The organism is Candidatus Pelagibacter sp. (assembly GCF_052049995.1).
Classification (GTDB): Bacteria; Pseudomonadota; Alphaproteobacteria; order Pelagibacterales; family Pelagibacteraceae; genus Pelagibacter.
Map to the genome: position 1 here is coordinate 204,261 of NZ_JBNGYX010000001.1, position 13,370 is coordinate 217,630.

Consider the following 13,370-nt stretch of genomic DNA (forward strand, 5'->3'; position numbering starts at 1 on the left):
CAAATTATTGTGAATACCTCTACTGCTACATTTAATTGGTCTTGTAAACATACCTGGAAAAGAAGTGCAAAAAATACAGCTTGGTGTGTATTAGGTTGTGCTATAGGTGATTTTGGTACAATTTTATTTTTTCAATTAACAGAAATTCCTTTTCCAGTTTTAGGAATTATGATTTTAGCAATCATTAATGGTTTGATTACAAGTATTATTTTAGAAACAATTATTTTAATGACACAAAATTTTAATTTTATTAATGCGTTTAAAACTGCTTGTGGAATGAGTTTAATATCGATGATCAGTATGGAAATTATGATGAATTTGACAGATTATGTTTTGACTGGTGGCGCCATATTAACTTGGTGGGTTGTTCCAATAATGTTAATCGTAGGTTTTTTAACTCCTTGGCCTTACAATTATTGGAGATTAAAAAAATATGGAGTTGCTTGTCATTAATCTAGAGCATTCTTTTCAATAAATTATCTTTAAATAATAATCTGTGAGCAATCACAGCTAAAATATGAAGAGATATTAGAGCTATAATTGTATAATTTGAATATATGTGAATATTATAAAATTGATCTGCTAATTCAAAATTATCTTTGATTTTTATTTCTTTGAAAAAAATAACTAAAGTTTCTCCATTAAATAATTTTTTTAAAATACCCGAAATAGTTATTGATAAAATTGCCACATATAAAAGCACATGGTTTAATTTTGCTATAAACTTTTGTCCAACAAAAATACCTGCAGCTAGTTTAGGAGTAGGATTAAGTATTTTATTTATTAGCCTTAAAATTACTAAATAAAATACAGTTAGTCCTAATATCACATGAATATTTTCTATAGCTATTCTCTCTTCACCAAAATCTAAATCAACTAAGTAAAAACCTAATGGTATCTGTACAACGAGAACGAGAGCACTTATCCAATGTAACAACTTTGAAATGAGACCGTACTCTGTTACAGTATTTGTAATATGCATAAATTATTTAAACACATTACTTCATTCATTAAAATATTATTATTGTCAATTTTATCTGTCTTTTTGGTCTCAACTACTAATGCTGAACAAAGTGTTGAGGACATTATAAAGGGAAGGCAAGCACTATTTAGCAAGAATTATAGCACTGCTAAAAGAGTCCAATCATATGCATCAAATGGAGATTTTGATGAGTCAATGGAGTTAATGTTGGAAATGAGCGAGAATTATAAAGTTTTGATTGATTTATTTCCTGAAAACACCAAAGAAGGATTTAAAACAGAAGCCTTACCAATCATTTGGGAAGAAAAAGATGCTTTTAATTCTTTAATGAAAAAAGCATCTGATGATATGGTTACACTTGCATCTGTTATTGAGGATAGCGATGATATTAGAGATACATTAAAACAATTAATGTGGAGTAATTGCAAAGCTTGTCATAGCAAGTACCGGATGCCCCATTAAAATTTACTTTTAAGGGTTCGCTCTTTAAGCGAATACCTAAAGAGCTCCCTTTTTTAAGCCTCTTTGGCATTTTAATCCAAACGGATTTTAATGTTATTAACTTTTTTGGTATTTAAAAGACTTCAGCTAAGTATCAGGTGGTGAAAGTATTAACATAAACCTCCTTCTAAAAAAAAGGTAATTATATTTAATACAAATTCAATAAATTTATTTGAGTTTTAGTTAAATAAAATTCTTGAATACAACCTGGTGCTATAGTAGATTCCCGGTATCTAATCAATCTACTTAAAACTATTTTTTATTAATTAATTCACTAATAAAATTTTCACCAAAACCATCATCCACAGCTTTTTGAAAATAATTTTTGTTAACTTCAGCAACTTTTTCTGCTTCAGGAAAATCTTTTAATAAGTCTTGAATATAATTTAAATCTTTTACAGAATTACTGGCGGTAAATTTAAATCCGGTATAATCTCCTTTTAATAAATTATCAAAAACTCTATTTAGAGCTGCAGAATTACCCGAACCAAGTTTAGCAACATCAAAAACCTTTTTTAAATCTAAACCCATTTCTTTTGCACTTTTAGCTAAATGATTAACTAGTGCAGCATTTCCAAGGGATAAAAAATTATTTAAAAGCTTCGATTTTGCACCCATTCCGACGGTTCCAAAATGAAAATATTCTTTACAAAAAAACTTAAAATAGGGTTCAGCTATTTTAAAATTTTGATCTGATGCTCCTACTATTCCTCCTAAAACTCCCTCTTCGGCTTGAACAGGACCACCCATTACAGGACATTCAACATACTTAATATTATTTTTCTCAAATATGGCTTCAGTTTCTATAGAACCAGTTTTGTTATGAGTTGTGATATCAATAACTATAGTTTTATTATTTAAAATTGCTGAAATTTTTTCAGATATTGATTTTGCAATTGGGGTATTTGTTACACACATGAACAAGGCATCAAGATTTTTATCTGCAAAATCCTCAAAAGATTTTACTTCTTCTGCACCATCGTTGACAATTTTTTCAATTGGTTTTCTATTTTTATTTGCAATTACAAAAAGTTTATTTTTATGTTTCAAAATGTTTTTGGCTATTCCGTAGCCCATATAACCAACACCAATAAATCCAATATTTTTCATGTTTGTTTCAAAAATTAACTTTTCTTTATCCCTTCTGTTCTTATAAACATTATACCAAAAACAATAATTCCTACCACACCAACAATTTTGTTATAATCAAAGGGTACACCAAAAATTAAGAAGTTAATAATTGTTGACCAAACAAGTTGTGAATATTGAAAGTTTGTCACAAATGATAAATTAGAAAGTTGAATTGCATAAATTATTAAAGAATGACTAACAAAACCTGCCACACCAAGTAATAATAAATAAAGCCAAAAAATATTCTTTTCTAATGGAACCCAATTAAAAAAAATAAATATACTAAATATAATTGCACCTAAAATTGAGGTATAGAATATCGCAGCAAATGGGTCGTTGTCACCTGATACAAGTTTAGTAAAAAATTGATAAAGAGCCCAACAAATTGGTGGAACTATTGGAAAAATTAAATCAATACTAAATATTTTCATACTTGGTCCTAAGGAGTAAATAATTGAACCAAAGCTAAGTAACATTAAAATTATACCTTTAGGTGTTAAAATATCTTTTAAAAAGTATGCTGAAAGCAAAGAAACTAATAAAGGAGCTGTAAAGAAAACTACATATATGTCTACTAAGTCAAATTTTTGTAAAGAATAAAACATAAATGACGTTGCTGTAACCATCAATATTGATCTTATTATTTGAACCTTAAAATTTTTTTTTAAATTTACTTTTGGTTTAAATATTAAAAAAAATATAACTAAAGAAACTAGGTGAAAAAAAAATCTACCCCAAATTGCTTGAGTAACAGGCATAACTGTACCAAGGTACTTTGCTGTGGAGTCCATACATACAAACATGAAAAAGCCACCTGCAGCTAATAAAATTACATTAATTAATGATGTTTGCTGTGGCACTGGAAATTAAAATTACATCACTACGCCTACTTGCCAAGGATTGAACTCCTCGTCACCGTAGCCGTTGATTTCACTCTTTGATTTATTTCCTGAAGCAGTATTAACAATTAGTTCAAATATTTTTTGACCAACTTCTTCAACTTTTTCCTTTCCTTCAGCAATTGTTCCACAATTAATATCCATATCTTCAGACATTTTTTTAAACATTGCTGAGTTTGTTGAAAGTTTTAAACTTGGAACTGGTTTGCAGCCAAAGCACGATCCACGTCCTGTTGTAAAACAAATTATATTAGCACCTGATGCTACTTGACCTGTAACAGATACAGGATCGTAACCAGGAGAGTCCATAAAATTAAATCCTTTGTTTTTTAAAGGTTCTGCATAGTGCAGTACATCTTGAAGAATAGAATTACCTCCTTTTGCAACAGCACCTAATGATTTTTCTAAAATTGTCGTAAGGCCACCCTTTTTATTTCCAGGGGCTGGGTTATTATCCATAGAACTATTATTGATTGAAGTATAATGTCTCCACCACTCTAATCTTTTTATCAGCTTGTCAGCAGTCTCTTGAGAGCTAGCTCTATTAATTAATAAATGTTCAGCTCCATAAATCTCAGGGGTTTCAGATAAAATTGAACTTCCACCTTTGTTAACCAGGAGATCTGCTGCAACACCTAATGCAGGATTTGCAGTTATTCCAGAATATCCATCTGAGCCACCACACTGAAGAGCTAAAGTTAGATGACTTACAGGTTGTGAGGTTCTCTGCACATTGTTTGCATCTGAAAGCAAATTTTTAATTTGTGATAATACTTTTTCGACTATTTTTTTAGTCCCACCTTCATCTTGAATTGTTAGAAAATGAATTCGGTTATGTTTTTTTAAAGACTCATCAAACAAACTGACTTGCGCACATTCACATCCTAAACCTATTACAAAAACATGAGAAAAATTAGGATGATTTTTAAATCCATCAATAGTCCTTTGAAAAATTTGCATCCCTTCACTTTCCGTATTCATTCCACATCCAGTTGAGTGAGTAATTGGCACTATGCCATCAATATTTGGGTAATCTTTTAAAATGTCAGAATATTTAATCCTTTCAACAATCATTTTAGTGACAGTTGCTGAGCAATTTACTGTGCTCACTATTCCAATATAATTTCTAGTAGCGACCTGTCCATTATCTCTTAAAATTCCATTAAAGAAGGTATCTGCTTTTTCATCTACAATGTGTTTTTTGTCTGTTACTTTAAATTCTCTTTTAAACTCTCTAAATTCTAAATTATGTGAGTGGACATGTTGTCCAGGTTTAATTTCATCTAAAGCAAAACCAATAATTTGATCATATTTAATGATTGGATCACCCTTTTTAATTGTTTTTAAACAAACTTTATGTCCAAAAGGTATTGGATCGATAGTACTAATTTCATGACCTTCAATTTTTGTTTTTTCAGGAATAATAAATTGACTAACACCCACATTGTCATTCTTATTTAAAACTATTAGATTATTCATAAAATTATTATATAACTATAAATCTAAAGAGACCATTAAACAATTATGCCTAAAAAAAGAAAAAAAAGTTTCAGAAGTCAGCAGTGGTTTAATAACCCAAAAAACCCAGATATGACTGCTTTGTATCTAGAAAGATATTTAAATTATGGTCTTACTAGAAAAGAATTACAATCTGGAAATCCAATAATAGGAATAGCTCAATCTGGTAGCGACCTTTCACCATGTAATAGGCATTTTATGTCACTGAGTAAGAGAATAAAAGATGGAGTCAGAAGAGCAGGTGGTATACCTATGGAGTTTCCAACTCATCCAATCCAAGAAACAGGAAAAAGGCCTACTGCGATGTTGGATAGAAATCTTTCATATTTGTCATTAGTAGAAGTTTTATATGGATACCCACTTGATGGAGTTATCTTAACAACAGGATGTGATAAAACTACTCCAGCAGCTTTGATGGCAGCAGCCACGGTAAATATTCCAGCAATAGTTTTATCTGGTGGCCCAATGTTAGATGGAGTTTATAAGGGAAAATTAGCTGGATCAGGAATGGTAGTTTGGGAAGCTAGAAAAATGTTAGCTAAAGGAGAAATTAAATATGAGGAATTTATGGATATGGTTTCATCATCCTCACCAAGTGCTGGCCATTGTAATACAATGGGAACAGCTTCTTCAATGAACTCAGTCGCAGAAGCATTAGGAATGTCTTTACCAGGGGGTGCAGTTATTCCTGCTCCTTACAGAGAAAGAGAACAAATTTCTTACGAAACAGGAAAAAGAATTGTTGGAATGGTTTATGAGGATTTAACCCCATCAAAAATTATGACACGTAAAGCTTTTGAAAACGCAGTAGTAGTAGCAAGTGCTATTGGTGGATCAAGTAACTGCACTGCTCATCTAAGTGCTATTGCAAAACATATGGGAATTAAATTTGATCTTTCTGATTGGCAAAAACTTGGGCACAACATTCCTCTATTGGTGAATTGCCAACCTGCAGGAGAATACTTAATGGAAAGTTTTCATAGAGCTGGAGCAATACCTGCGGTAATGAGGGAATTAATTAAAAACAAAAAAATTCATACAAAAATAAAGACAGTTACAGGAAAAACTGTAGGAGAAAATTTAAGAAAGAAAGTTGATGTAGATAACAAAGTAATTAAAACATTTAAGAATGCATTGACTGAAAAAGCTGGTTTTTTAGTTATGAAAAGTAATTTTTTCTCATCTGCTATCATGAAAACATCTGTAATTAGTAAAGAATTTAGAGATCAATATTTATCAAACCCCAAACACCCAAATGTTTTTGAATGTAAAGCTATAGTTTTTGAAGGTCCTGAGGATTATCATAAAAGACTTAATGATAAGAAGCTTAAGATAGATGAAAACTCTCTATTAATTATTAGAGGTTGCGGACCTGTTGGTTATCCTGGATCAGCAGAGGTGGTTAATATGCAACCACCTGACAGATTATTAAAAAAAGGAATAAGACATTTACCAACTTTGGGAGATGGAAGACAGAGTGGAACATCCGAGAGCCCATCAATACTTCACGTTTCACCAGAGTCAGCAGTAGGTGGAGATCTAGGCATTGTTAAAACTTACGATAAAATAAAAATAGACTTAAATAAAAGAAGAGTTGATTTATTGATTTCTCAGGCTGAATTTAAAAAACGAAGGAAAAACAAAAAAGTATTTAAGCCAAAAAATCAAACTCCTTGGCAAGAAATATTTAGAAATACTGTTGGTCAATTGGATGATGGTGCATGCATTAATTCTCGAGGTAAATATTTAGACGTATCACATACCAAAGGTTTACCAAGAGACTCTCACTAATGCGGCCAAAAATATTAGTTTCAAGAAAAATATCAGATTTAGCAGAGGAAAAACTTCAAAAAGAATTTGAAGTAACTTTAAATCCAAAAGACGAACCTATTCCAGAAAGTGATTTAATAAAAATTGTTAACGATTATGATGGTATGATTTCGACTGGTTTTGATAAAATTAGTGAAAATTTTTTTAACAATTTAAGTGGTAAATTAAAAATTATTGCTCAAGTTGGTGTTGGTTATGATAATATTTCAATAAAATCTGCAAAAGAAAAAAAAATTAAAATTACAAATACTCCTAATGTTTTAAATGAAGCAGTAGCAGAAACGACTATTCTATTAATTCTGGCAGCTTCAAGAAGAATTGGTGAAGCTTATAATCTTGTAAGAACTGATAATTGGAAAAATCAAAAACCAGATCTTACTAAATTTATGATTGGAAATTCTGTTACAGGTAAAACTTTAGGAATTATTGGTATGGGTCGTATTGGAAGAATGGCTGCAAAAAGTGCTAAAGCATTTGGGATGAAGATTATTTACCATAACAGAAATAAACTCACTGATGATGTGGAGGATGGTGCAAAATATTATTCTGATATTAAGTCAATGCTACCAGTCTGTGATTTTTTAAGTATTCATACACCTGCAACAGCTGAAACCAAAAATATTCTTAATTCATCAACAATAAGTTTGTTACCAAAGCATGCTGTGGTTATTAACACTTCAAGAGGATCGACTATTGATGATGATGCATTGATAGATGCATTAATAAATAAAAAAATTTATGCAGCAGGTTTAGATGTTTTCAACAATGAACCAAATTTAGATAAAAGATATTTAAAATTAGATAACTGTTTTGTTTTACCACATATTGGTAGTGCGACTCATGAGACTCGATTAGCAATGAGTATGATGGCAGTTGACAACATTTATTGTTATTTCAATAAAAAACCTCTTATTTCAGAAGTGGTTTAGAACAACTAGAAGTTGTCTGTTCAATGAATATATATAATTTCTATATATAAAAATTAAACGAAATTATTGATCTCAAAAATCATTTATGGTTAACTTTAAAAAAAACATAAACGAGAGGAAGATAATGTTTAAACTTATATCTAAAACTATAGCAGCTGTAGCTATTGTTTCAGTTGCTTTATTTGGCTCTGCAAATGCAAAGACTTTAAAGATTGAAACACACTTTACAGCTAGTTCACCTAATGGTGAAGTTGCCGCTCAATTCGCTAAAAACGTTGAAAAGTTTTCTGGCGGAAGCTTAAAAGTAGAAATGTTCTACTCATCATCAGTAACTGGTAAATCTGCTGAGGTATTTAACTCGGCACAAACTGGAATTATTGATTGTGATATGACTGGTGCAGGTTACCAAACAGGTAAAAATGCAGCATTCCAATTCGCAGGTGATGTAATGGGTGGATACGATAACCCATATCAACAATATGAATTCTTGAATTTCCCTGGAGCTCAAGAAGCAGTTGATGCACTTTACAACAAATATGGAATGACATTAATTGGTTGGTGGATACCAGGACACGAGTCTTTAATATCTAGCAGACCAATCCCAGATGTTGCTTCATTAAAAGACTTTAAATTTAGATCACCTCCAGGAATGGAAAGTATGATCTTTACAGCATTAGGTGCTAAGCCAATTGTGATGGACTTTGGTGAAGTTCCAACTGCTTTACAAACTGGTTTAATTGATGGTGCTGACTATTCATCTTTAGCGACTAACTATGCAGGTGGACACTATGAGCAAAATAAATATGCTACATATCCAGGTTTTCACTCTATGCCAGCTGACCACTTAGCTTGTAACACAAAAGTATGGAACAAGTTAAAGCCTCATGAAAAAGGTGCAATGTTAGCTGCAATCGAAATCTGTGGAAGAACTATCACTAGTTTGGTTGAAAGAAAGAACGCAGAAGCTGTTAAAGCTTTAAAAGAAATGGGTGTTACTCTTCACGACTGGTCTAAAGAGGACAGAGCTAAATTTAGACAAGCTGCACTTGGTGCTTGGGAAGAATGGAAGACCAAATCCCCAGAAGCTGCAGCACTTATTGAGATACACAAAGCTTATATGAAAGCTAACGGTATCTTATAATTATAAGTATATAAAAAATTTTGAAGGGCCTGAAAAGGCCCTTCAAATTAAAAAAATTTTTAGTTTATGCGTGACAAAGAATTGCAAGATAAACAGTTACAAGAGCAAAGTGAAAAAGTCGCAAGTAAAGATGATTTTCCAATAAATTGGATTGATAGAATTTCCTTATTTTTAAGTCACACAATTAAATATTTAATTCCTGTAATTGTAATTGTGATGATGTATGAAATTTTTATGAGATATGTATTGTTAAAACCTACTTTGTGGGCAAATGAACTATGTCTATGGCTTGCTGGTGTTTGTTATTTAGTTGGTGGAATATACGCAACAAGATTAAGAAGCCATATTAGAATAGTATTATTGTATGATTGGGTAGGTAGACCAACCCAGAGAATTTTTGATATAATCAGTACTTTAATTATTGTTCTTTTCGCAGCAGCTGTAATTTATGGTGGGATGGAGGACGCTTATAGATCATTTATAAATTGGGAGAGATTTGCAACTTATTGGGATCCACCAATTCCTGCTACTATGAAGCCACTAACACTTATTTGTGTATTTCTTATAGCCGTCCAATCTGTAAATAATTTAATTATTGATTGGAGAAATCCTAAAGAAAAACAATACGACCCTTCTAAAGAATTGAAATAAAATGGATATAGGATCACTTTCTATAATACTTATAGTAGGATTATTATTACTTATCTCTATAGGTGTTCCAATGGGATTTGCATCTGGTTTTATGGGTGCAGTACTAGTATTTTTATATATAGGTGAACATGCATTAGGCATATTACTTTCAAGATACTATTCTCTTGTTGTCACTTACTCATTTTTGTCAGTTCCTTTATTTATATTTATGGCCTCCTTGCTAGAACGTTCAAATATAGCAAGAGATTTATATGATGCATTAAATGCTTGGTTAAGAAAAACTAGAGGTGGAGTAGGTGTAGTAACTGCCATCATGGCAACAATCATGGCAGCGATGAGTGGAATTATTGGTGGAGAAATAGTTTTATTAGGTTTGATTGCATTACCTCAAATGTTGAGATTAAAATATGATCAAGATATGTCGATAGGTATAATTTGTGCATCAGGATCTTTGGGAACAATGATACCGCCTTCAATCGTTTTAATTATTTATGGATTAACAACAGAGACTTCTATTACGATGTTATTCCAAGAAGCTATTGTTCCTGGTTTAATGATTTCAGGTTTAATTATTACATACATTTTAATTCGTACAAGATTACAACCTCATTTGGCACCTTTAAGTGATGAGCCTGCTTTAACTTTAAAAGAAAAAATGTCATACCTTCCAGGTCTTTTACCACCTATTGGTATTGTAATAATTGTATTAGGTTCAATTTATTCTGGAATGACAGGAATTACGGAAGCAGCTGGTATGGGAGTAGTTGCTACATTGATTATAATTTTTGCAAGAAAAGAACTTACGTGGTTTTTATTTAAAGATGCATTAACAAGAACTTTCAAAGCATCAGGAACTATTTTAACTATTACTTTTGGTGCTACAGTTTTAGCAGGTGCTTATTCTCTTGCTGGAGGTCCTAAATATGTAGCAGAAACTATTTTGGCTTATGATTTAAAACCAATGTATTTAATCTTCATGATGCAGATTATGTTTTTGATTATGGGAGCATTTATGGATTGGGTTGGAATTGTATTGTTAGCAATGCCTGTATTTTTACCAATAGTTATAGCTCTTGGATTTGATCCAATTTGGTTTGGAATATTATTTTGTGTAAATATGCAAGTTTCATTTTTAAGTCCACCGTTTGGGCCTGCCGCTTTTTATTTAAAATCTGTTGCACCTCCACATATTTCATTAACAGATATATTTAGAGGTTTTGCTCCATTTATAGTTATTCAGTTAATTGTATTAGCATGTGTTATGTTTTTCCCAGAAGCAATGACGCAAAACTTCCACGAGTTTAAACCGAAACCATGATGAAAATAGGCTTTATTGGAACAGGTCTAATGGGCCTGCCAATGGCTAAAAATTTGTTAAAATCAGATTTTAAACTAAAAGTATTCAATCGTTCAATTAAGAAAGCAGAACCTTTGAAAGAGTTTGGTGCTGAAATATCAAAAACATTAGGTGAAGTTGTTAAAGATAATGATTTTATTATTACAATGTTAACAGATGATAGCGCTGTTGATGCAATAATGAGTAATTCAGATTTATTAGAAAATTTAAAATCTGGATCAACTGTTATTGATATGAGTTCGGTTAAACCAACGACAGCAACAAAATATGGAAATAGTCTAAAATCAAAAAATGTAAATTATTTAGATGCACCGGTTTCAGGAGGAACAATTGGAGCTGAGGAAGCTTCATTAGCTATAATGGTTGGAGGAGAACAAAGTGTCTTTGATAATTCTATAAATATTTTAAAAGCTATGGGAAATCCAACTTTAGTTGGACCAATTGGTAGTGGACAAGTTTCAAAGTTAGCAAATCAAATTGTAGTAGGGGTTACTATAGGAGCGGTTGCTGAAGCAATAATTTTATGTGAAAAAGCTGGAGCTGACCCAGTAAAATTAATTAAAGCTCTTACTGGAGGTTGGGCGGATAGTAAAATTTTACAAACTCATGGAAAAAGAATGATAGATAAAGATTTTACTCCAAAAGGTAAAACTTTTACGCATTTAAAAGATATGAATAACATTTTAGAGTGTGCAAATTCATATAATACACATTTACCTATTTCAAATTTAGTGAAAGAAATGTATAAAACTCTTGTCGATAATGGTCATGGAAACACTGATCATAGTTCACTTTATAATGAAATCGAAAGGATAAATAAAAAATGAGTGGAAGATTAGATGGTAAAAAAATTCTCGTAACAGCAGCGGGCCAAGGGATTGGAAAAGCAACAGCAATAGCTTTTCAAAAAGAAGGCGCTCATGTAACTGCAACTGATTTAAATGATAAAACTTTAGCTGATTTAAATAAAGAATATCCTAAGATAAAAGTGCAAAGGTTAGACTCAACAGATAATAATGCGATTTTAGAATTTACTAAAACTTTAGATAGAGTTGATGTTTTATTTAATGCTGTTGGATTTGTTCACCATGGAACAATATTGGAATGTAATGAAAAAGATTGGGATTTTTCTTCTAATGTAAATGTTAAGTCGATGTACTTTATGTGCAAATCTATTTTACCTTTAATGATCAAACAAAATGGTGGAAGTATTATTAATATATCTTCATGCGCATCTAGCTTTAAAGGTTTTCCAAATAGATTTGTTTACGGAACAACAAAGGGTGCGGTTATTGGTTTAACAAAAGCGATTGCTGCAGACTTCGTTAAACAAAATATTAGATGTAACTCAATTGCGCCAGGTACAGTTTATTCACCTTCTTGGCAAGATAGGGTAAATCAAAGCCCAGATCCCGTTCAAGCAAAAAAAGATTTTATAGCAAGACAACCTATGGGAAGGTTAGGTACGGCAGAAGAAATAGCAGCTGTGGCTGTTTATTTAGCTAGTGATGATGCAACGTTTACAACAGGTAGTACAATTCATGTTGATGGTGGAATTTCAATATAATTAAACAACAAAAGGATAAATATGAAATTATTAAGAGTAGGACAAAAAGGAAGTGAAAAGCCAGCTATTATGGATAAGGATGGTAAAATTAGGGATATAAGTTCACACATTAAAGATTTAAATCCTAATTTTTTAAACTTCGATACTTTTGCAAAGTTACAAAATGCTGATTTATCGAATTTACCTGAGTTATCCTCAAATGAAAGAATCGGCTCTTGTATAACTAGCCCACGTAAGTTTATAGCTATAGGCCTTAATTATTCAGATCATGCTGCTGAAGTTGGTGCTGATATTCCAAAAGAACCGATAGTTTTTATGAAGGCAACTAGCTGTATAGTTGGACCCAACGATGATGTTGAAATAGTTTCAGGATCAAAAAAATTAGACTGGGAGGTAGAGCTTGGTATTATAATTGGTAAAGAAGCCAAACATATTTCAGAAAATCAGTCACAGGATCATATTTTAGGTTATTGTTTAGTAAATGATGTAAGTGAACGTGAGTGGCAACTTGAAAAAATGGGACAATGGGTTAAAGGAAAATCTCATGACACTTACGGTCCTGTTGGTCCACATTTAGTTACAAAAGATGAAATATCAGACGTTAATAATTTAAAAATGAGCTTAGATGTAAATGGAAAAAGAATGCAAACAGGTAATACAAGCACAATGATATTTAATGTAGACGTGATAGTATCTTATTTGAGTAAGTATATGACTCTTTTACCAGGAGATATTATTACAACAGGGACACCTCCAGGAGTAGGTATGGGAATGAAGCCGCAGCAGTTCTTAAAAGCTGGTGATATGATGAAATTATCAGTTGAAAACTTAGGAGAGCAAAACTCAAAGGTAGTTGCTTTATAA

General features: G+C 31.6%; 14 protein-coding genes. 10 read left to right on the forward strand and 4 right to left on the reverse strand.

Annotated elements, in window-relative coordinates; genetic code table 11:
- Positions 1–9: 9 nt before the first annotated feature.
- A complete protein-coding gene (locus ACTT9Y_RS01080) occupies positions 10–453 on the forward strand; it encodes a DUF4396 domain-containing protein (protein WP_440925072.1) in 444 nt (147 codons plus the stop codon).
- A gap of 1 nt (position 454) precedes the next feature.
- Here ACTT9Y_RS01080 and ACTT9Y_RS01085 read toward each other — a convergent pair whose 3' ends face one another.
- Positions 455–982, reverse strand: a complete 528-nt coding sequence (locus ACTT9Y_RS01085) for a cytochrome b (protein ID WP_440932635.1) — start codon at positions 980–982, stop codon at positions 455–457.
- Between ACTT9Y_RS01085 and ACTT9Y_RS01090 the strand changes: the two genes are divergently transcribed.
- Positions 977–1,444, forward strand: coding sequence for a c-type cytochrome (locus ACTT9Y_RS01090; protein ID WP_440932636.1), 468 nt, complete (start codon positions 977–979; stop codon positions 1,442–1,444). The genes ACTT9Y_RS01085 and ACTT9Y_RS01090 overlap by 6 nt on opposite strands.
- A 291-nt stretch (positions 1,445–1,735) precedes the next feature.
- Here ACTT9Y_RS01090 and ACTT9Y_RS01095 read toward each other — a convergent pair whose 3' ends face one another.
- Genes ACTT9Y_RS01095 through ACTT9Y_RS01105 form a run of 3 tightly spaced genes read right to left on the reverse strand, consistent with a single transcriptional unit; the run spans position 1,736 to position 4,992 of the window.
- Entirely contained in the window at positions 1,736–2,593 is an 858-nt protein-coding gene (locus tag ACTT9Y_RS01095) for an NAD(P)-dependent oxidoreductase (RefSeq protein WP_440932637.1), read from the reverse strand.
- A 14-nt stretch (positions 2,594–2,607) separates the two neighbouring features.
- The gene (locus ACTT9Y_RS01100; RefSeq protein ID WP_440932638.1) at positions 2,608–3,474 is read right to left on the reverse strand and encodes a DMT family transporter; all 867 of its coding nucleotides are present in this window, start codon (positions 3,472–3,474) and stop codon (positions 2,608–2,610) included.
- A 12-nt stretch (positions 3,475–3,486) separates the two neighbouring features.
- Entirely contained in the window at positions 3,487–4,992 is a 1,506-nt protein-coding gene (locus ACTT9Y_RS01105; protein WP_440932639.1) for a UxaA family hydrolase, read from the reverse strand.
- A 45-nt stretch (positions 4,993–5,037) separates the two neighbouring features.
- Between ACTT9Y_RS01105 and ACTT9Y_RS01110 the strand changes: the two genes are divergently transcribed.
- The 8 genes from ACTT9Y_RS01110 to ACTT9Y_RS01145 all read left to right on the forward strand — a co-directional run bounded on the left by ACTT9Y_RS01110 (position 5,038) and on the right by ACTT9Y_RS01145 (position 13,370).
- Positions 5,038–6,822 (forward strand): IlvD/Edd family dehydratase, encoded by a 1,785-nt coding sequence (locus ACTT9Y_RS01110; protein ID WP_440932640.1) that lies wholly within the window; start codon positions 5,038–5,040, stop codon positions 6,820–6,822.
- Positions 6,822–7,790, forward strand: a complete 969-nt coding sequence (locus ACTT9Y_RS01115) for a 2-hydroxyacid dehydrogenase (protein ID WP_440932641.1) — start codon at positions 6,822–6,824, stop codon at positions 7,788–7,790. Before ACTT9Y_RS01110 ends, ACTT9Y_RS01115 begins: the two co-directional genes overlap by 1 nt.
- A gap of 124 nt (positions 7,791–7,914) precedes the next feature.
- On the forward strand, positions 7,915–8,931 hold the full coding sequence (gene dctP, locus ACTT9Y_RS01120) for a TRAP transporter substrate-binding protein DctP (protein WP_440932642.1): 1,017 nt from the start codon (positions 7,915–7,917) through the stop codon (positions 8,929–8,931).
- A gap of 66 nt (positions 8,932–8,997) precedes the next feature.
- Positions 8,998–9,582 (forward strand): TRAP transporter small permease subunit, encoded by a 585-nt coding sequence (locus ACTT9Y_RS01125; protein ID WP_440932643.1) that lies wholly within the window; start codon positions 8,998–9,000, stop codon positions 9,580–9,582.
- 1 nt (position 9,583) lies between these two features.
- Positions 9,584–10,900 carry a TRAP transporter large permease gene (locus tag ACTT9Y_RS01130; RefSeq protein WP_023854093.1) on the forward strand — a complete coding sequence of 439 codons (1,317 nt, stop codon included), beginning with the start codon at positions 9,584–9,586 and terminating at the stop codon, positions 10,898–10,900.
- Positions 10,897–11,766 carry an NAD(P)-dependent oxidoreductase gene (locus ACTT9Y_RS01135; protein WP_440932644.1) on the forward strand — a complete coding sequence of 290 codons (870 nt, stop codon included), beginning with the start codon at positions 10,897–10,899 and terminating at the stop codon, positions 11,764–11,766. Before ACTT9Y_RS01130 ends, ACTT9Y_RS01135 begins: the two co-directional genes overlap by 4 nt.
- Positions 11,763–12,506: an SDR family oxidoreductase gene (locus ACTT9Y_RS01140; RefSeq protein ID WP_440932645.1), complete on the forward strand. Its 744-nt coding sequence runs from the start codon at positions 11,763–11,765 to the stop codon at positions 12,504–12,506. Before ACTT9Y_RS01135 ends, ACTT9Y_RS01140 begins: the two co-directional genes overlap by 4 nt.
- A 21-nt stretch (positions 12,507–12,527) precedes the next feature.
- On the forward strand, positions 12,528–13,370 hold the full coding sequence (locus ACTT9Y_RS01145) for a fumarylacetoacetate hydrolase family protein (RefSeq protein ID WP_440932646.1): 843 nt from the start codon (positions 12,528–12,530) through the stop codon (positions 13,368–13,370).

Coding starts and splice junctions, on each gene's coding strand:
- ACTT9Y_RS01090 (WP_440932636.1), top strand. CDS start 977: ATGCATAAATTATTTAAACACATTACTTCATTCATTAAAATATTATTA.
- ACTT9Y_RS01085 (WP_440932635.1), bottom strand. CDS start 982: ATGCATATTACAAATACTGTAACAGAGTACGGTCTCATTTCAAAGTTG.
- ACTT9Y_RS01095 (WP_440932637.1), bottom strand. CDS start 2,593: ATGAAAAATATTGGATTTATTGGTGTTGGTTATATGGGCTACGGAATA.
- ACTT9Y_RS01105 (WP_440932639.1), bottom strand. CDS start 4,992: ATGAATAATCTAATAGTTTTAAATAAGAATGACAATGTGGGTGTTAGT.
- ACTT9Y_RS01110 (WP_440932640.1), top strand. CDS start 5,038: ATGCCTAAAAAAAGAAAAAAAAGTTTCAGAAGTCAGCAGTGGTTTAAT.
- ACTT9Y_RS01115 (WP_440932641.1), top strand. CDS start 6,822: ATGCGGCCAAAAATATTAGTTTCAAGAAAAATATCAGATTTAGCAGAG.
- dctP (WP_440932642.1), top strand. CDS start 7,915: ATGTTTAAACTTATATCTAAAACTATAGCAGCTGTAGCTATTGTTTCA.
- ACTT9Y_RS01125 (WP_440932643.1), top strand. CDS start 8,998: ATGCGTGACAAAGAATTGCAAGATAAACAGTTACAAGAGCAAAGTGAA.
- ACTT9Y_RS01130 (WP_023854093.1), top strand. CDS start 9,584: ATGGATATAGGATCACTTTCTATAATACTTATAGTAGGATTATTATTA.
- ACTT9Y_RS01135 (WP_440932644.1), top strand. CDS start 10,897: ATGATGAAAATAGGCTTTATTGGAACAGGTCTAATGGGCCTGCCAATG.
- ACTT9Y_RS01140 (WP_440932645.1), top strand. CDS start 11,763: ATGAGTGGAAGATTAGATGGTAAAAAAATTCTCGTAACAGCAGCGGGC.
- ACTT9Y_RS01145 (WP_440932646.1), top strand. CDS start 12,528: ATGAAATTATTAAGAGTAGGACAAAAAGGAAGTGAAAAGCCAGCTATT.